This is a genomic window from Lactonifactor longoviformis (assembly GCF_042848515.1).
Lineage (GTDB): Bacteria > Bacillota > Clostridia > Lachnospirales > Lachnospiraceae > Lactonifactor > Lactonifactor longoviformis.
The window spans coordinates 4,693,282-4,711,944 of sequence record NZ_AP031453.1; the positions used below are offsets into that span (position 1 = coordinate 4,693,282).

Annotated in this window: 13 protein-coding genes; 3 read left to right on the forward strand and 10 right to left on the reverse strand. The window is 48.6% G+C overall.

Annotated features, from left to right (window positions below):
* Window positions 1-27 precede the first annotated feature (27 nt).
* From ACGHCT_RS21450 to ACGHCT_RS21495, 10 genes are all read right to left on the reverse strand, one after another.
* On the reverse strand, window positions 28-1,533 hold the full coding sequence (locus tag ACGHCT_RS21450) for a helix-turn-helix transcriptional regulator (RefSeq protein ID WP_154256871.1): 1,506 nt from the start codon (window positions 1,531-1,533) through the stop codon (window positions 28-30).
* A 222-nt stretch (window positions 1,534-1,755) separates the two neighbouring features.
* The gene (locus ACGHCT_RS21455) at window positions 1,756-3,066 is read right to left on the reverse strand and encodes an SLC13 family permease (RefSeq protein ID WP_173015510.1); all 1,311 of its coding nucleotides are present in this window, start codon (window positions 3,064-3,066) and stop codon (window positions 1,756-1,758) included.
* A 24-nt stretch (window positions 3,067-3,090) separates the two neighbouring features.
* Window positions 3,091-4,125: a uroporphyrinogen decarboxylase family protein gene (locus tag ACGHCT_RS21460; protein ID WP_154256873.1), complete on the reverse strand. Its 1,035-nt coding sequence runs from the start codon at window positions 4,123-4,125 to the stop codon at window positions 3,091-3,093.
* A gap of 226 nt (window positions 4,126-4,351) precedes the next feature.
* Window positions 4,352-5,848, reverse strand: coding sequence for an aldehyde dehydrogenase (locus ACGHCT_RS21465; protein WP_154256874.1), 1,497 nt, complete (start codon window positions 5,846-5,848; stop codon window positions 4,352-4,354).
* 237 nt (window positions 5,849-6,085) lie between these two features.
* Window positions 6,086-7,468, reverse strand: coding sequence for a sn-glycerol-1-phosphate dehydrogenase (locus ACGHCT_RS21470; RefSeq protein ID WP_173015511.1), 1,383 nt, complete (start codon window positions 7,466-7,468; stop codon window positions 6,086-6,088).
* Window positions 7,413-9,140 carry a ribulokinase gene (locus ACGHCT_RS21475; RefSeq protein ID WP_256281201.1) on the reverse strand — a complete coding sequence of 576 codons (1,728 nt, stop codon included), beginning with the start codon at window positions 9,138-9,140 and terminating at the stop codon, window positions 7,413-7,415. The genes ACGHCT_RS21470 and ACGHCT_RS21475 overlap by 56 nt, the downstream gene beginning before the upstream one ends.
* A 5-nt stretch (window positions 9,141-9,145) precedes the next feature.
* Window positions 9,146-10,393, reverse strand: a complete 1,248-nt coding sequence (locus tag ACGHCT_RS21480) for a uroporphyrinogen decarboxylase family protein (protein ID WP_154256877.1) — start codon at window positions 10,391-10,393, stop codon at window positions 9,146-9,148.
* The gene (locus ACGHCT_RS21485; protein WP_154256878.1) at window positions 10,390-11,943 is read right to left on the reverse strand and encodes a sugar ABC transporter ATP-binding protein; all 1,554 of its coding nucleotides are present in this window, start codon (window positions 11,941-11,943) and stop codon (window positions 10,390-10,392) included. Before ACGHCT_RS21485 ends, ACGHCT_RS21480 begins: the two co-directional genes overlap by 4 nt.
* A 26-nt stretch (window positions 11,944-11,969) precedes the next feature.
* Entirely contained in the window at window positions 11,970-12,953 is a 984-nt protein-coding gene (locus tag ACGHCT_RS21490; RefSeq protein WP_154256879.1) for an ABC transporter permease, read from the reverse strand.
* 43 nt (window positions 12,954-12,996) lie between these two features.
* Window positions 12,997-14,115, reverse strand: coding sequence for a substrate-binding domain-containing protein (locus ACGHCT_RS21495; RefSeq protein WP_154256880.1), 1,119 nt, complete (start codon window positions 14,113-14,115; stop codon window positions 12,997-12,999).
* 237 nt (window positions 14,116-14,352) lie between these two features.
* Here ACGHCT_RS21495 and ACGHCT_RS21500 point away from each other — a divergent pair, with 237 nt between their 5' ends.
* From ACGHCT_RS21500 to ACGHCT_RS21510, 3 genes are read left to right on the forward strand one after another with little or no spacing between them, the layout of a single operon-like run.
* Window positions 14,353-15,960 carry an AraC family transcriptional regulator gene (locus tag ACGHCT_RS21500; protein WP_390437467.1) on the forward strand — a complete coding sequence of 536 codons (1,608 nt, stop codon included), beginning with the start codon at window positions 14,353-14,355 and terminating at the stop codon, window positions 15,958-15,960.
* A 56-nt stretch (window positions 15,961-16,016) separates the two neighbouring features.
* Window positions 16,017-17,195, forward strand: coding sequence for a sensor histidine kinase (locus ACGHCT_RS21505; RefSeq protein WP_154256882.1), 1,179 nt, complete (start codon window positions 16,017-16,019; stop codon window positions 17,193-17,195).
* A complete protein-coding gene (locus ACGHCT_RS21510; RefSeq protein WP_390437468.1) occupies window positions 17,149-18,600 on the forward strand; it encodes a sugar ABC transporter ATP-binding protein in 1,452 nt (483 codons plus the stop codon). Before ACGHCT_RS21505 ends, ACGHCT_RS21510 begins: the two co-directional genes overlap by 47 nt.
* Window positions 18,601-18,663 lie beyond the last annotated feature (63 nt).

Below are 18,663 nucleotides of genomic sequence, written 5' to 3' on the forward strand. Positions count from 1 at the left end.
TTTGCACTCCGCATACACGGTATTGTATTATATGGGCCTGCTCTTTGCTATCATCTCCAGGATAAAGTCCCTGCTCTCCTGCTTACTCATATTCCGGTGGGGATGAGATTTTACAAAATTCGTACAGCTGTAAAACAGAGAGGCCACTACCGACGGCTCTTCCGTAATCAGAGCACAGGCCCCCTTCTCTGTCTCATAATGCGTCCCCACGAATCCCGCCACCTCCCGCTCTTTGACAAACAGGGCAATATCCTCATAGGGATACAGCATAGAATAGTCTGTCAGGAGGATATTGAAATTGTCATATGCGCACATGGTCTCCAATCCCTGTACGAGCAATTTGCGGAATACGGCCTGGGACACATAAAAAGGCCTGCCCAGACAGTGGGAGAGAAAGCGCATCATAACCCGGTTCATCTTAAGCAGACGCCTGAGCTGCTTTTCATGTATAATATAAGTGATAGGCATACTGGATACATTTCTCATATATTCAAAGGAACATTGATAGAGAGTAAATTCATATTCCTTTTTTTCTTTTTCCGTGTAATCATTTTCCATCAGAGCCTCCCTCAGGTACTTCTCTGACACCATATAAAGAATGGGAGCGCCGGAAAAGTAGTAAACCGGGTTGGGATCCTGTACAATCTTTTTAAATACTGAGAAAAACTCTCCGTTGCTCTCAAACCCATATCTGTGAAACATACGCAGTGACTGATGAAAGAGTTCCATCAGCACTTCCCTGGCGTTTTGTAGAACCTCGGGGTCCGTAAAGAGATAGGTCTGTATCTTTTTGGTGAATTTCTCTGAGGTGACACCTATAAGCACGGCCATATTCTCAGCCAGAAAAATCGTTATCTTTATCTCCGGATCCCAATACTTGGGAATATAGTAGGCCAGGGCATTCCCCACCAGATGTATGGGGAGCCACCGGAACATAGACTGAGCCACCTGCCGGTACCTCCGGTCCACGGGATGTATCACATGTATGGTATTGTTGTTACTCAGAACATCAAAATTCTTGTCCTGCCAGCGCAGCTGATATTCCTCACTCTCAGAAAACCACCGGTTATCCTCCTGAGAGAACAGCCACAGATTGTTGCCGCTGCTTCCGGCCACATAGTCCAGAAAGGCATCTACCGCATCTCTTCTTCCATCTTCCCCTGAAAATATGTAGTATTCACTTTTTACTGCTTTCCTGGACATAAAATTCTCTATCGAATTCCGTTCAGATTCAGGATTCTTCGAAGCCAGCCAGAATTCCAGCAGAGTCACAAGAGCGTCTTCCTTCTGCTTTTCTTTCTCTGTAAACTTTCTGCTCAGCAGGTTTTCTATCCGCTTATACTCATACTTGGCATCCAGAGCCACAAAAAGCTTGGCAATTTTATGGGTATATTCCGGATTGAGACGCCGCTTCTCGCTCCTCCATTTGCTTACCAGGGAGTAATCCACATTCAGATATTCTGCCAGCTGCTTTCCCGCTAAGTGAAATTCCTTTAATAACTGGTTTAAATGTGATAACGCTGTATTCGGCATAGGCTTGTCATCCTTCCTTACTTGGTTTGTACTATACTATTTTATGCTTGGGAGATAAGTATATCATAAGGGATTTTATATAAAAAGGGAATGGGCGTCACATACTTGGGAGAACTTTTTTCACAGACGGATGAGTGCGGTTCGGACACCGAACCGCACTCATCCTGGTTATAATATTCCTAAAGATGCACAGGATACGGAAGACTCCGGCTGTAGTCCGGATCAGCCCCAGATTCCATAGCCTCCCACGAGGGCGTATATTACGCTGATAGCCAGAAGTACCACGGACCATACGATCATCCGGTACATAAGGCCCTGTCTTGTCTCTGCGTCTGCCGAAGAGAGCATAAGAGCGCCGTTTTGAGAGAACGGGCACATGCCGGTATAGCATGCCGTAATGATGAGGGCGGTAATCATAGCCAGTGTGCTGGCGCTGGTTCCGCTTTGGGTTAATCCATAAATCATAGGCAGCATCAGAGGATATACCACAGAAAGTGCACTGCAGAAGAAGCTTAAGATTCCTCCGAAAAGTGCGAATGCCGCCGGAAGTGCCCATGCAGGGAAATTCGAGTTGAGCCAGGTGCCGATGACATCTGCGATTCCGGCCTTTACAGCTACGGTCATAAGCATAGACACGCCGCAGATCAGTACCATAGCATACCATGGTACATTCTTGGCCAGTATCTCTTTCTCATCACCCAGCTTCAGCATCATACAGGCAATCGCCCCAAATACTGAGCAGACCTGAATATTAATGTGGGATGCCAAAAATGCGGTAACAGAATTTGCAACGATAAGGTTCAGAATCAGAGGCAGCATATTTGCCACTAATACAATGAGCAGAATCGCCAGTGTCTGTTTCTGCTTTTTATTAAACGGCGCCGGCTTATCCATAGTAACCGGCTGTGCTTTAAAGCCGCGGCACAGAAAATAGCAGATGATAAATGCAACAATACAGCAGGGAATGGACGCGAATCCAAACTTATAGGCAAGGCTAGTGGCTTCCTCGGGATTTGCCCATCCCGCATTCTGTATAAGACCTATGTTTGTAGGTCCCCCTGCAGCCCAGGGCAGCCCCCCTGTGGCCAAAGCACCCACATTTGTAGCAATAACAACGAGTATAGGATCAAATTTTGCCTTCTTGGCTATGGCGAATCCAATAGGAGCTACAAATACAATGCCCCATACGCCCACACCAATTCCGGAAATAATAAACGCTGTGAGAAACACGGAGATAGGAGTAAACCAGGGAATCCCTTTTGTGACATAGACAATTCTGTCAGCCAGCGCCGACAGCGTCCCGTTGTTGGATGCATACCCGAAAAATACACTGGTTACTAAAAGGATAAACATAATATTGACAGGCCAGTAGGCGATCACTTCATAGATGGTCGCCGGTCCCAGCCAGGAACCGATTAAAAAAGCAAAAGCAATGCCGATCAGTCCTATGTTGTTGTCAAACTTAACACCGATCAGTACCGTAATTACAATTGCCACCATTACTAAAATCATAATTGCAGAATTACTCAGCATATAATACCCTCCCATTTTTTAGTATTATTCCTTCTCATACCCCTTGCTGTACACGTTTTTTACCGGAATCTCCGGCTTTGGCAAAGGCAGGTATCCCACCTTTTTCATCAGGGGCTCATTGTATTCATAGAGTACATCCACCAGGGCCTTTCCAATCATTGGATCTACCATAGTAGGGTGGGCAACCCAGCTCCCGCCGGGAGCCATCAGCTCAACCCGGAAGCGTATTTCCTTAACCCTCTCCTCATAGGTAGCCCCGGGACGGTCCAGGATTCCCTGGTTGTCGAATCCCCCTACAAAGCACAGTTCTTTTCTGTATTTTTGTTTGAGCGCAAAGGGATCATTCTGAATCTGAAGAGGGTTCAGGGCATCTGCCCCCAAGTCAATAAACTCTTCTATCAGGGGCGCCACATATCCGCAGGAATGGTGTTCATACAGCATTCCCTCTCCATGTACGGCCTCCACAATTCTTTTCAGCCTGGGCTTGAAGATCCGTCTCCAGGTTTCCACAGACATAAAGGTATTTCTGGCCTCCCCATAGTCATCGTGAAACTGGATCTTATCCGGCTTGTAGTACTTTGCAATGAGCTGGATCTGACGGATTCTGAAATCTGCCAGGGCATCCAAAAAGTCGCAGACCGCATCCTCGGCAGTGAGCAGAAAGCAGAGGGCATCCTCAAATCCGGTAAGGGAATGAAGCTGTTCAAATAATCCATTGATCATAATTACGCTGCTTATTTTGTTTTTTCTGTCCCATCCCGCAGTATCCCTTGCCGCACTCTCCTCCCAGGGCCAGGACTCACAATCCGGCATGGGAAGCGTCTCCCTCCAGTCTTCTATGTCCTCCAGGCGTCTGGTGCCTTTTGTCACCATAGGGCCTTCGTCCCCGGGACGGTAATCCCAGGAGATACCGAAACAGTCTACAAACCTTCCAAATCCCTTCACCCCTTCCTGCGTGGCAGTATACAGGCATGTATTCTGGTCCAGGTACTGGGAGGGGACCCAATAGGGTTCCTCGTGATGATAGGCCATCAGAATGTTTTCCCTAGCTGTCATCATTTACTTTCCTCCTTCATCGTTTTCTTACAATAGATAGAATTCCCTTATTGTTATCAACAATCTTATATTCTAAACCCATTATTTTCAATATAATGGGAGGATGTGTCCATATTACCTGTGGACATTTTCTTGACATTAGCCCCTTACAACAGGGCTTTCAGGGAGAAGAGCAAACCAGCGGCCTGCCCTGCGATAGTACAACGCCGGACCGGCCGCTGGCTGCGGACTATAAAAATCCCTTCATTACAATTACCTTTTTCTGGGTCAGTTCCTCAAGAGTATAGAACCCCTCTCTTCCGACTCCGCTCATCTTATATCCTCCAAAGGGCTGCATCATATTTCTGTATACCCCTACCCCGTTTACCACTACGCCGCCGGATTGAATCGCTCTTGCCATCTGCATGCCTAACTTCCAGTCTTTGGTGTACACACACCCCGACAGGCCGTATCTGCTGGCATTGGCAATTTCCACCGCTTCCTCGGGCGTATCAAAGCCTATAATGGGAACCACTGGTCCGAAAATTTCAAGATCCTTTGCAATATCCATTTCCTTAGTCACATCTCCCAGAACCGTAGGCTCATAAAAAGCTCCCTGCCGGCGTCCGCCCCACAGCAGCTTCGCTCCCTGTGCCAGGGTATGGTTTACCTTCTCCTCCACCCCCTTCGCCGCCCGTTCCGATATCAGGCAGTTCATTTTCATCGTCCCGGGCTTAAGCTCATTGAAATCCCGGTTCAGATACGCTTCTATCTCAGCTCTCCGGTCTACTCCGTATCCCATTTCAATAGATTTTGCTTTCGCAACCGCTGCCTCAGTAAATTCCCGAAGGAGAGAATTATGTACGATAAAGCGTTTCGGAGCAATACACACCTGCCCGGCCGCATTAAATCTCCAGTTAATTCCCTCCCGGGAAGCAGTCTCAAAGTCAGCATCCTCACAAACAATATAGGGATCATTTCCCCCCAGCTCCAGGGCGCAGGGGGCCAGCCTTTTGGCCACTGTCTCTGCTATCTCCACCCCCACCTCTGTACTTCCCGTCAGGGTCACCGCGTGGATCCGGGGATCTGCGGACAGATAAGGGCCTACGGTTTCCCCTCTTCCTGTAATCAGCTGGAGTGTATCACCCGGAACTCCTGCCTCCCACAAAAGCTCCGTGATACGAATCAATGCCAGAGGATTGGTTGTAGGCGGCTTCACAATTACCGCGTTGCCGGCGCACAGTGCAGAAGCTACTTTATAGGCAAAAAGCATCAGCGGCGCATTAAAGGGAATAATCGTCAGCACAGTGCCCAGGGGTTCATGGACGACCATCTGGAGATCCTTCTCTGTCTTCCCATCGTGGCCCGCCTCGGTTCCCGGCACCAGAATGCTTCCGTTCAGGCGTTTCGCACTTTCCAGATAGCCTTTAAAGAGGTCCGGCACTCCCTGATACTGAAACAGGCAGGTGCGCACGCTAAAACCGCTTTCCAGAACATGAATACTCACAATTTCTTTTTTGTTCTCCTCCAGCAGCTCATAAAATCTGTTAAATATTTTTTCTTTCTGCATGAGAGAAATTGCGTTCCATTTCTTAAAGCCGTTTTTCGAACATTCCAGGGCCTCATCCATATCTTCTCTGCCCGCCGCCGGAACAGTATCCAGAATTTCCCCATCTGCTGGATTGGTCACCGCAATTGTCTCTTTGTCCCGGGCATCTACTTTTTTACCATTAATCAGCATCTTCATAGTACAACTTCCTCCCTTTCGGTTGCTTGGTATCCTTTCACTGTATAAGTACAATGTATTTTTTTCAAACTCTTTTGTCAATCATTATAATATTACTGTCCCTTATTACAGATGACAATAAATTGACAGGTAAATTTTCTGGTTTTTTTGACTAAAAACGGCACAGGTCACCAGACATTTTTCTGGTACCTGTGCCGTTTTCTTTTACTTGAGAACTCATAATCAATCCCCTGGATGTCAATCCAGTACACCGCAGATGGCCTCCTGGTTCACATACGCCACCAGCTGATCTGCCATACTCTCGGAAAGCCCCAGATCCCAGAGCAGTTGAAGTATGGTATACCGGCTGCGGGTTTCCTTTGCATACACAATTCCATTCCAGAGCATTTCATCGGTGATTCCCTTCTGCGCGGGATAATAGGGCGCATCCAGCTGCTTCAGCAGGGACTTCATGCGCTCAGCCTTCGGGAGCTCTCGCAGAAGTCCCTGGATTTCCTCCCAGTGCTCCTGAATAACGTCGATTCGTTTTAACACTCCCTCTGTCCTGTTCTTCCCACTGTCCCGTTCTAATTGGATTATCCCGGCTGCAGCAGCCCCGTACACACGGCGTATGTCTGTCTCCCACTGCTCCGGGCAGTAGGATCTGGCATGGTTTCGGGCAGCTTCAAAGTTCACAGGTGTGATCTGCAGCAGCTCAGCTGCCCGCAGAATCATGACTGTGCCGATACCCACTTTAGCACCGTGCAAAACCGGAGGGAGATCCTTCTGGAGAAACAGCATCTCCCAATAGTGAGAAAGATGGTGCTCACAACCGGCGGCCGGCCTGGAATTCCCCGCAAAGCTCATAGCTACGCCGGTTTGTACCAGGGCCTCCATAACCTTCCCTACCGCTTCCTGATCCTTCTCTTTTACCCGGGCAGCATTTTGGTACACGTCCTGAATACAGTTGTTTACCATATCAACCATGGCCTGGCAGTAATACTCTCCATTGATAATTCTGGACAGCTTCCAGTCACAGAGACAAGTGAATTTCCCCAGTATATCTCCCAGACCGGCTGATATCATGGGAAACGGCGCATCTTTTAAGATTGCCGTATCTCCGATGATAAGTCTGGGGGAATGTGTCTCGTAGGTGGTCTTGCAATGCCCTGTAATGAGGGCCGCTACTGTAGATGCAAATCCATCCATGGGAGGAGCGGTTGCCACTGTTACAAAGGGTCTTTTTGTCCGATAACTGAAGAAACGGACCAAATCATTTATAGAGCCGGTGCCCACTGCTATCATTACCTCAAAGTCCGGGTTCAGGGCAAGAAGCATTTCCCCCAGGGCTTCCTCATCCGGTACCAGTGCCTTGGTACGGAATACATGGTTTTGAACGGAGAATCCTTCTTTTGCCAGCATCTCACGGATGCGTCTTCCCGCAATCTCATAGGTAATATCGTCACTGACAAGATAGATGTGACGGTAGCCGAATTTCCGGAGATAATCCGGAAGCATCTCTACGGCATTCTCTTTGATTTCTGCCGCCTCCAGTCTGGTATAGTGGGTCCGTCCGCAGCTGCACTCAAATACCTTTCCCAGATAATCTGTCAGCTTCATTGTCTTCCCGTCTATTCTCATTTCCTGCATCTCCTTTTATTCTGTAAAGATGATTTAAAACCTGGGTGCCTCCCCTGCCAAAATAGTCGTGCAGGCTCCTGAATTCCTGAAATAAGACCTCATACTGCCTGACGCTCTGGGGATCCGGATGATAGACAGTGCCTTCTCTGCAGTGCATGGAGGATATGGCCTCATCCAAGGTATCATATCCCCCCCTGCTTCTCCCTGCAGCCGCGGCTGCAAATATAGCAGAGCCCAGGGCACAGGCCTGACTGCAGCCGGCCACCCGAATGTCCCGGTTCAGGATATCCGCATAGATCTGCATGAGAAGATTGTTTTTCTGCGCTATCCCTCCCACTGCGCAGATCTCATTTACCTCCAGTCCATGTCCGGCAAAGTTGTCCACGACCATCCGGGCGCTGAATCCGGTAGCCTCCAGAACCGCCCGGAAGATATCCTCAGGCTTTGTCTGAAGTGTAAGTCCCAAGAGCACTCCGCTGAGTTTTGTATCCGCAAGCACACTTCTGTTCCCGTTCCACCAGTCCAGAGCCAGCAGCCCATTTTCCCCCGCACGAAGGCAGGATGCTTTTTGTGTCAGAAGTTCTAATACAGAGAGCTGCTTTTCTCCGGCCTCCTTCTCCAGACTTTCATTGACACAATTCTGTGCGCACCACCCAAAGATGTCCCCGCAGCCGGACAGTCCTGCCTCATACCCATAAAGTCCCGGGATCACAGCTCCATAGGATACCCCGCACATCCCTTTGAAGCATACCTCCCGCCGGGACAGCAGCGTCATCCCCATACCGGTTCCTATAATCATCACAAGCTTTCCGGGTGTGTTCACCCCCACAGCAGCAGAAGCCGAATGTGCGTCAATCCTGGCCGGGGCCACAGCCGTCCCCGGGGCCAGGGAAGTCAGTGCTGCCCCCTCCCGTGTCAGGCTTCCAATCCTTACATCCAGAGGGTAAATCTCTGATTCCGGGCAAAGCTTCTTACGGACCAGCTCCTTTGCCGACGGGTCCAGGGCCTCGAAAAAAGCATCCGGCGGATAGCCGCGGGAGGGATCCCACAGGAATTTCAGCCCGGCCATACAATAGTTCATCGTCCGCTTTCCTGTAAGCTTACAATTGATCCAGTCTCCTGCCTCCATGAAGCAATGTGCTGCCTGATAGACCTCAGGGGCTTTTTGTGCCGTCTCTAAGATTTTAGGTATGGCCCATTCCGACAGGATCCGGCTGCCATACCGTCTCAGAAAGGGTTCTCCCCGCTGTTTTGCTATGCGTGTGATCTCATCTGCCTGGGCAGATGCCGTATGCTGCTTCCACATCTTAACGTAAGCATGGGGATTATCCCGGAATCTTTTCTGATTGCAAAGTGGTTCCCCCACTTCATCTACCGCCAGAAGGGAGCAGGAAGTAAAATCTACCCCCAGACCAACGATATCCTCTTTTGGAATACCGGAATTTCTCACAAGGCCTTTGACGGCCTCTGCCATAGAAGTAATATAATCATTGGGATCCTGGAGTGCGGACAATGGAGGAAGTAAAGTCCCGTCCGGCAGTTCTGTTTCCATAACTCCCCGGGCGTAGCTGCTGACCTGTTCCCCCGCCTGTCTCCCGTCCTCTACAGAAAATAAAACTGCCCGCACTGACAGGCTTCCAAAATCAATGCCAATGGTGTATTTGCTTCCCATAACGGTTACTCGTCCTCTCTGCTGCCGTACCGGATTGCCTCATCATACATAGCAATGACATTTTCCGGCCTGACACCGTACTGAATGTTATGTACCGGGTTAAACACAAAACCTCCCCCTTTCCGGAAGATATCGATCCGTTCCCTTACCTGGGCCCTGACTTCCTTTGGCGTTCCAAACTGCAGGGTTGTCTGGGTATCCGCCCCGCCGCCCCAGAAGACAATATCTTTTCCGAATTCCTCCTTCAGGGCAGCCGGATCCATGCCTGCGGCCGTTGTCTGCACCGGATTAATAATGTCAATTCCTGCCTCAATCATATAGCCCAGGATATTCCGGATCGATCCACAGCTGTGGTACATAGTTTTGGCATGGCTGTGACTGTGCACATAGTCGTTAACCTTCTTCAGGTTGGGCAGATAGAGATCTCTGAAGATATCAGGATGAAACAGTTCCCTGTCCTGTGTGCCGTAATCTGTGGTTGACATAAATATAGTGTCAATATAAGGCTCTACTGCTTCCAGGTACAGTTTCAGGTTCTCTATGGCCCTGTCTGCTGTAGCTTCCAGAATCTCATACACATATTCCGGGTCTGTACAGAGGCGGCAAAGCCAGTCTGTAAATTCATGGCCCGCGAATATACTCGTGGATGTCATACGAAGCTTGCCAAATCCTCCGCTCACAGAAAATTCCGTGTGATTGTAAAGGTCCTTTGCCCTCTGCTCCAATAGTTTCAGCTCTTCGTCACGGTAGAGGGGGATAGACTTTCTCCACACTTCCGGATCCATAAGGTGATCGTCATCTGCAGAGACAGCCAGTGCAGGATCGTTATACCTCTCAAAATACAGCCCGCCCTTCTGGGGCATGAACGCCACCTTCCGCCCCTTTTGATTGCGCAGAATTAGGTATCCCTCATCGTCATATTCCGGGGCAAAGCCCCCGGGCACCTGCACGGTATGTCCCTTTCCTGTGGTCCAGTTTTTCCAATCTTTATTGTCCAGCTCCCAGGTCTCACAGACATTCTCCAGCTGAATTACATCGCACTTGAAGCGGGAGAGTATCGGCTCCTCTACTCTGGCCAGCATCTGAAACTGATCGTAAACCTTAGGTATCCCTACCTCAAGTCCCAGCAACTGTGCCACCTCCAGATACTCGTCCACATGAATTCCAGAAGCCTTCGTGCCCCCGAGATCTATGGGGAGTTCCTCTGTTTCTTCGTGATTTATTGCTTTTCTGATCCGTTCTCTGGATGTCATCTGCACTTCTCCTCTCTGTTTTGCCCAGTTGTCTGTTTACAAGATAGATTCATTATTTTTACCTGGGACGCTTCCTCTTTTTTTAATTCTCCGCTGACCCTTCCGTCAGACAGAACCACAAAGCGATCACACAGGGCATATAATTCAGGGAGCTCCGATGATACGATAACAATAGACATCCCTCCCGCCGCCAGATCTGCTATTACCCGGTAAATCTCACTTTTGGCGCCCACATCTACCCCTCTGGTCGGCTCGTCCAGCAACAGCACTCTGGGATTGGTTATTATACACTTGCCCAGCAAAACCTTCTGCTGGTTTCCACCGCTGAGGGACAGGATCCCGGCATCCAGTGAGGGAGCCTTGATGTGAAGCATCTTAAAATATTTCTCTGCTAATTCCTTTTCTTTCTTCCGGTCTATAAACGGTCCTTTCTTCAGCTTGTCCAGATAGCTTAATGTAAGATTCTGCCGGACATTCATGGACTTCACGTAACCGTCCCTCTTTCTGTCTTCATTCAGCAAAGAGATCCCGTAGGCGGATGCAGTCTTCCCCCGGGACATAGCCAGCTCCTTTCCGTCCAGGAAGATACACCCCGCTTTTTTCTTCATGATGCCGTAGACCGCGCGGAGAGTTTCGCTTCTGCCCGCGCCCACCAGACCGGCCAGCCCTAAAACCTCGCCGGCGCGCACGGAAAAACTCACGTGATCCACAATATTTACCTTTTTATTATAGGGGTGGGGGACCGTAAAGTCCTCCACCCTAAGCACCTCCTCCCCGATTGTCTTAGGGACCGAGGGATACATCTTTTCCATCTTCCGGCCGATAATGTCCTCCACAATCTGTTCTGAATCATACTCTGGCCCGGAGTATTCGGAGATAAATGTGCCGTCCCGCAGAACTACCACCCGGTCAGAGATGTGGAATACCTCTTCCAGCTTGTGAGAGATATAAATACAGGAGATCCCTTCCCCCTGGAGCCTGCGCAGGATATTCACAAGAAATTTTGTCTCAGATTCCGTGAGTGCGGCAGTGGGTTCATCCAGAATCAGAACATGAGGGTTTAGGATAAGGGATCTGGCAATGCAGATCAGCTGCTGTATGCTGGCGCTTAAATTGCGCACCAGCATATTTACATCCAGTTCTATCCCCAGAGTTTTAAGCACATCCTCTGCCTCCTGCTTCATCCGTTTCCAATCAACCATTCCTCGCGGTGTCTTCGGAATATGGCCTACAAAAATATTCTCTGCCACCGTCAAATCCAATTCCAGGTTGATTTCCTGATAAATCATGGCAATCCCGGCATTTTGTGCATCCCTTGGGGAACGAAACGTTTTTTCTTTCCCCTGTACCTCTATAGTTCCTGTATAGCTGCCCGCCGGATAGATCCCGCTTACTATTTTCATGAGCGTAGATTTTCCTGCCCCATTTTCCCCCAAAATTGCCAGGATTTCTCCCTTTGTCAGGGCAATGCTTACATTTTGCAGTACCTGATTATCATAAAAGCTCTTGCAGATATGATTCACAGACAGAACGATTTCTTTTCCCTGCATAATATTTCCCCCTTTGTCTTTGAATCTTAATCCTCTGCGGTTTTAGAGCGTTTAATCTGATCGATAATAACAGCAACTACCAATGCGGCCCCGATTACAAAGTTCTGCCAGTATGCAGATATCTTCATAATGGTCATACTGCTGGAAAGAATGTTCATAAATATAACGCCGATCACTGTACCAGCCAGGGTACCTTTCCCTCCGTATGTACTGGTTCCCCCGATAACCACCGCGGCAATTACCTGCAGTTCATATCCCGTTCCCGCAGAAGGCTGTCCGGATCCCAGGCGGGAGGACATCAGGACACCATCCAGCGCAGACAATGTTCCGATGATTGCATACAGGCTGATCATAATAGCATCAATATTGATTCCTGCTACCCGGGCTGTCTCAATATTGCCCCCTATGGCATAGATCTTCCGCCCATATACGGTATATCTCATAATGATAAAAAAGACGGCGGCCAGAATCATTGCACACACCACTGCTGTGGGTATGCCCAGAATAATATTCTGCTGTTCAATAGCCTTAAACGCCTCCGGAAGAGGAAAGATTGGAGTTCCCTGAGTGATAACATATACAAGTCCCCGGGCCATATAGTACATCCCCAGTGTCATCATAATCGGCGGAATCTTTAGCTTTACGATAACTACTCCGTTTAATATCCCGCAGGCCATACCGGACAGCAGTCCCAGAAGAACGCTTGGAACGATCGGCAGTCCGTTTGTAAGACAATACGCGGTGACTACACCTCCCAGACCATAGACAGAGCCCACAGAAAGATCCAGTCCCCCGGAGATTAAAATCAGTGTCATTCCCAGGGCCGGTATAAGCATATAGCCGCTGGAGCGCAAAATACTTAATACATTTAGCTTTGTAAGGAATAAAGGGTTTACCATCTGCACTATAATGATTAACAAAATGGTGGGAATCATAATCCCAATCTCCTTTACCCGAAAGATATTTTTAATGATCAATTCTTTTTTTATGCCTGTCTGTTCTCTACTCATATCCATGCCCTGCTTTCCCAACTGTATGCAATCTGGTCCATCCTTACTTAGCGCCGGTTGCTTCCGACCAGTCCTTATCCGGGTAGTCTGTGTCGAACCACTGCTTTCCTTCCTTGAAATGATCTGCAAAGCTGTCTACGTTCTCTGCATTGATAGGGGTAACACCGGCGTCCACAAACGTTTCTGCCGGCTGTGCGCCAAACATCTTTTTCATATACGTCCACATAGCCGGCCGGTACCCATACTGAAAGTAATTTTGTGCGAGGGATCCCAGCACATAGCCGCTGTTAATCTCTTCCAGACAGTCTTCCTGCATTCCATCCCCAAATATAATAACACTGCCTGGTTCTTTCCCCATTTCTTTCATCGCCTGGGCAATGGCAGCCGCACATTCTCCGCCGCAGCAGACAACTGCATTTACCTCAGGATACGCAGTAAATAGATCCTTGGCATGCTGGAGCGCTACCGTGGCATCGCTGTCTGAACTCAGCTGCTGCACTACTTCAAATCCGGCCTCATGCTCTGCAAATGCCTTTTCATAGCCTTCCATAACGCCGATGGCAAGCTCGGAGTCCAGCTGATAAAGCATCTCTGCCGCAACAATTTTCTTTCCCTCCAGCGCCTTGCTCACCTCTTTTCCTCCCAGATACCCCCAGTTTACAGCATCCGGATTACATCCTCCTGCCAGGTACTGATGCAGATTCGGTGTGTCCCCCCCTGCGGTGTAAAGGTCAATGCCGGCCTCATAGCAGTCTTTGAAGCAGGATTCCATAGCGGATTCACTTAGGCCAAAGGTAGCAATCCCGTCGGCACCTTCCGCGATAGCCAGCTCAATACATTTGATCATCTCATTGGCATCCAGGCCTGTGGGCCCCACCCAGCTGACCTCCAGTCCCGGAAAATCTTTCTGGGCCTGCTCAATTCCCTCCTTTGCCCCAAGCCATACCTGGTGGGCAATCAGCGGCGTAACAAATACAAACTTAACCTTATCCCCATTTTCCGCATCTGTCTTAGCCTCCTCAGGAGCCTGTGTCTCTTTTTCCGGTTCCTTTTCCGCTGTTTCATCTTTCCCTCCGCACCCGGCCAGCATACCTGCTGCCAGAACCATGCTGAGGATTAGAGCCGCACCCTTTTTTACACTCTTTTTGATTCTTTTTCTCATACAAAATACCTCTCCTTCTTTTATTTTGTCCGGGTCTTTTCCCGATGTCTGTATTATTGCAGATGCATCCCTCTCTGTCCACGGGATAATTTTCAGATTAGGTGGACTCTGGTTGTGAGTTTTCAGTTATCCATTATTTGGTAATTCATTTGACTTGCAAGTCAAAAATAGATATGGTACGTTAACCTTAAGTTTACAGAATCCTGCAGCCGGTTGCAGAAGGAGGCGTTTTTAGCGATGTTAAAGGTTTTGATTGCGGATGATGAAACACTGGTATGTGAATTAATTAAGATGTCCATAGACTGGGGCGCCCTTGGGCTGGAAGTGTCAGGAACTGCCTATAACGGGCTCGAAGCACTGGAGATGGCTCTGAAGATAAAGCCGGACATTGTTATAACTGATGTGCGAATGGCTGGTTTGGACGGTTTGTCTCTGATTGAGGGGATCCGGAATGCCAGGCTTGACTGCCGCTTTATCATTATCAGCGGCTATCCTGATTTTAGTTATGCACAAAAGGCTCTTAAGCTCAGCGTCTTCGAGTACATACTAAAGCCTATTGACGAGGCAACCCTGACGGAGGCCCTAATCCGCCTCCGCAATAAAATACAGCTGGACGGCGAAGCCTCCTCTCAGATATCAGCCTATAAAAGTCAGCTGGATCACAATCTGGAACTGATGCGGTCCCGTTTTCTAACGGAACAGCTATCCCTATCCCGGCCTTTTGATATGCCTCTGAAGGAGATTAACGAAACATACCAATTCCAGTTTCAGTATGCGGTATATGCAGCTATGGTTGTAAAAGTAGACAGTATCTTTGAAGAAAGCCAGCCCTCGGATATGGATACTCTTCTCCTGCGGAAAATGTGTGCCGCAACCCAGCAGCGAATGAATAAGGGAGGAGTTCTGTCCTACTCAATTGTCAAGCCGGGGCGTCTGATCAGCATTGTAAACTGTACCATGGAACAGGCAGCGGATCTATATAACCTTTCCCAGGCGGTTCTCTATGAGCTCCAGAACCGGGATGAATGGTTTAACCAATATACATTTACCATAGGACTTGGCACTATGACAGACAGCCTGGACAAGATTCACCACTCTCTCGCTGCTGCCGACACAGCGGTAAAATACCGTATTGTCAATGGGGTAAATAGGGTAATTAATTCTGCCTCCCTGTCTTTTCCTCACTACAGCATCCGTGATTATATCACTGTAGATGATGAAAAAACCTTTTTTCACCTCATACAGAACTGCGATATGATTGAGCTGAAAAACTGGATTCTCTCTCTGTTTCAAAGTCCTCATATTATCAAGTACGCTTCCCCGCCCCTGCTTTTTGATCTGGCGGAAAAGTGTGCGGACATCTTTGGGGAGGCTGTAAAGACGCTGGATCCGGACAGTATGCCCCGCAGTGAGATACTCCGCCAGGCACTGGACAACTGCCGCTCGCTGGAAGATATCCTCCGGACACTTCTGGAGCATATACAGTCCTTTGCACAGGACTATTATACCAGTCGGACTGAAACCTACAGCAAGCCCATCCAGATGATGAAAGACTACGTGCTCCTCCACTACAGAGAACCCATAAAGTTAAATGACATGGCTGAACTGGTACATTTCCACCCCAATTACCTGAGTGAGCTTTTCCGGAAGGAGACGGGTATGACCTTCAGTGACTATCTCACCGACTGCCGGCTGGATGCTGCCAAAAGGCTGCTCCTGGATCTTCAGTATAATGTGTATGATGTAGCAGAGCTGGTGGGAATTAAAGATACCAAATATTTCAGCCGGATATTCAAGAAAGCGGTGGGTGTCACCCCAAGCGAATACCGAAAGCTGCATATGTAGCCGCTAAAAAGCGGTTTTTGTCCGTAACCAGCTGCCGCGGGATAGGAGGTCTTCTAATGAAGAACATATTTTACAAAATCAAAGACCTGGATATTTCAGAGCTTTTCAGCCTGAAGCATAAGACAGTTTTCTTTTTTGTTCTCAGTCTGGCTGCGAATGTTTTAGTCTCTCTTCTGGTATCCCTGTCCTGTATCCGAAGGATCCTGAGAGCGCAAAAAGAACATCTGTCACTTGGGTTTTCCGGCATTTATCTTCCGCTGCTCCTGAGCGGGGTGCTTTTACTGATCCTGGCTGCCGCTTCAGGCCTACTGTTCTATAAGACCGTTTATCAGCCTATTTTTAAAATAGATGAGGCACTGCACAAAATTATGGATGTGGATCCCAATTATGAGATAACCGTCAGCAGGCAGAGTGAGCTTTACCCCGTGGCAAAAAGTCTGAACCAGATTCTGCTCCGGCTAAAAGGGTATATGGACCGTGAATACAGTGAAAAAATTCTGCGGAAGCAGATGGAAATTAAGGCTCTTCAGAGCCAGATTAACCCACATTTCCTCTACAATTCCCTGGACTGTATCCGGGGAGAGGCGCTGATGCAGAATGCGCCCAACATTGCCCATATGACCAAAGCCTTATCCAACCTGTTCCGGTACTCCATGTCCCACGACTCCAGTCTGGTAACCTTCCGCGCGGAACTGGAGCATGTGAATAATTATATGATCGTCCAGCAATACCGGTTTAACAACAAATTTACCATGCATCAGCAGATTGAGCGCACTGCAGGTTTTAACCTCATGGACTATAAGCTTCCCCGCATGACCCTTCAGCCTATTGTGGAGAATGCCATAATCCATGGTCTGGAAACCAGGCTGAAACCCGGAAATATATGGATCAGCGCCTATGCAACCAGCCAGAGAGTGGTAATAACCATTGAGGATGACGGTATCGGGCTATCCCAGGAAAAAATGAATGAACTCAATGAGAGCTTCACCCGTCCTGTGTCCCAGAGCATAGAGCAGGAGGAGGACTATGTACCCAAAAGTATTGCACTGCCCAACATTAATGAACGGATTAAGCTTACGTACGGGGATGAATTCGGACTGCAGATCGCCGGAACTCTGCAGCTTGGCACAAATGTAGAGATCACACTGCCGGCACCTAAATCAAACATGGAATTTACCGGAGGGATTTATGAAAACAGAACTTCTGCGGGCAGATCATATCACAAAATCTTATAATCGCATACGTGTCCTGAACCACACCAGCTTCCATATCTTTACTGGTGAAATCCTGGCAATTATCGGTGAAAACGGGGCCGGAAAATCTACTCTTGTGAAGATCCTGATCGGGGAGACCTCTGCAGATTCCGGAAGGATCTATTATAAGGGCCAGCTGCTCACTGCAGTCAATTCCGCGAAGCTGGCATCCATGGGAATTGGCGTAGTGCATCAGAAGCCTCTGCTGGTGCCATTTCTCAGCATTATGGAGAATATATATGTGATCCGCCGCACCGGGCCGGGGGAAATCTTTATCGATCGCCGAAAATATATCCGGCAGACCCGGGAGCTTCTGAAAAACTTTCAGCTAGACTTTTCTCCCCTCACCAAAGTATCCAGACTCTCCTTCGCCCAGCAGCGGATGATCGAGATATTGAAAGCAATCTCGATCCATCCCCAGCTGCTCATTTTGGATGAGCCGGCCCACCCATTCTCAGAACAGGATTTTCAGCTTTTTCAGAATATTCTTCTGAAGCTGAAACAAATGGGCACCTCTGTTCTTCTCATTACCCACAATATTGATGAGGTTATGGCACTGGCCGACCGTGTGGTTGTCCTGCGGGACGGCAGTACCGTATTTAACAAAAAAGCCGGACAGTTTCTGAAAAGTACCCTGCTTCAGGTGCTTCTGGCGGGTCCCCCTTCAAGTACCTATACCGCCCCCTTAAGATGTGAGGATCAGGAGGTGCTTCGTGTTGAGCATCTGGCTGTGGGCAAGGTACTCAAGGATATTACCTTCTCTCTGAAAAAAGGAGAGATTCTGGGAATCACCGGCCTGTCGGGTTCCGGAAAATCCACTCTCCTCTATGCCCTTTTCGGCCTGGAAAGGGTAAAGCACGGAGAGATTTTTATCCATGATAAAAAGTGCTCCATCTCCTCCCCCAGAGATGCCATAAGGCAGGGACTTGGTCTGATTGTGGAAAACAGATTTGAAAATGGATTGATTATGCATATGACAACCGCCTTCAACCTTATGCTGTGCTCTCTGAACCGGATCAGCCGATGGGGGTTTGTTCTCCCCCATCTGGAATCCTATCTGGTGAAATATCTGACGGAAAAACTGGGGATCTCTCCCCCTTCCCCTTATCTGACTGTTGATCACTTAAGCGGAGGAAACCAGCAGAAGGTACTTCTGGCAAAATCGTTGGCGGCCAAACCCTCCATTTTGTTAATGGATCAGCCCACCTCAGCTATTGATATGACCTCCAAAAAGGAGCTTTATCTAACGCTCTCGCAGATCGCACAGGAGGGGACCTCTATCCTTCTTGTCTCAAATGAGCTCCATGAGGTCTGTGGGATCTGCAACAGGGTTCTGGTTATCAACAATGGGTGCATTGATGAGAAGCTGTCCAGGCAGCCGCACTGATCCCAGGCAGCCACGGCTCTCAGCCGGATTTCCATTACCGATATTTATTTCCTTGACAAATAA

Bases quoted from the DNA above. Each gene is read 5' to 3' on its own strand.
- ACGHCT_RS21450 (WP_154256871.1), bottom strand. From the start codon at position 1,533: ATGCCGAATACAGCGTTATCACATTTAAACCAGTTATTAAAGGAATTT.
- ACGHCT_RS21455 (WP_173015510.1), bottom strand. From the start codon at position 3,066: ATGCTGAGTAATTCTGCAATTATGATTTTAGTAATGGTGGCAATTGTA.
- ACGHCT_RS21460 (WP_154256873.1), bottom strand. From the start codon at position 4,125: ATGATGACAGCTAGGGAAAACATTCTGATGGCCTATCATCACGAGGAA.
- ACGHCT_RS21465 (WP_154256874.1), bottom strand. From the start codon at position 5,848: ATGAAGATGCTGATTAATGGTAAAAAAGTAGATGCCCGGGACAAAGAG.
- ACGHCT_RS21470 (WP_173015511.1), bottom strand. From the start codon at position 7,468: ATGAGAATAGACGGGAAGACAATGAAGCTGACAGATTATCTGGGAAAG.
- ACGHCT_RS21475 (WP_256281201.1), bottom strand. From the start codon at position 9,140: ATGGGAAGCAAATACACCATTGGCATTGATTTTGGAAGCCTGTCAGTG.
- ACGHCT_RS21480 (WP_154256877.1), bottom strand. From the start codon at position 10,393: ATGACATCCAGAGAACGGATCAGAAAAGCAATAAATCACGAAGAAACA.
- ACGHCT_RS21485 (WP_154256878.1), bottom strand. From the start codon at position 11,943: ATGCAGGGAAAAGAAATCGTTCTGTCTGTGAATCATATCTGCAAGAGC.
- ACGHCT_RS21490 (WP_154256879.1), bottom strand. From the start codon at position 12,953: ATGAGTAGAGAACAGACAGGCATAAAAAAAGAATTGATCATTAAAAAT.
- ACGHCT_RS21495 (WP_154256880.1), bottom strand. From the start codon at position 14,115: ATGAGAAAAAGAATCAAAAAGAGTGTAAAAAAGGGTGCGGCTCTAATC.
- ACGHCT_RS21500 (WP_390437467.1), top strand. From the start codon at position 14,353: ATGTTAAAGGTTTTGATTGCGGATGATGAAACACTGGTATGTGAATTA.
- ACGHCT_RS21505 (WP_154256882.1), top strand. From the start codon at position 16,017: ATGAAGAACATATTTTACAAAATCAAAGACCTGGATATTTCAGAGCTT.
- ACGHCT_RS21510 (WP_390437468.1), top strand. From the start codon at position 17,149: ATGAAAACAGAACTTCTGCGGGCAGATCATATCACAAAATCTTATAAT.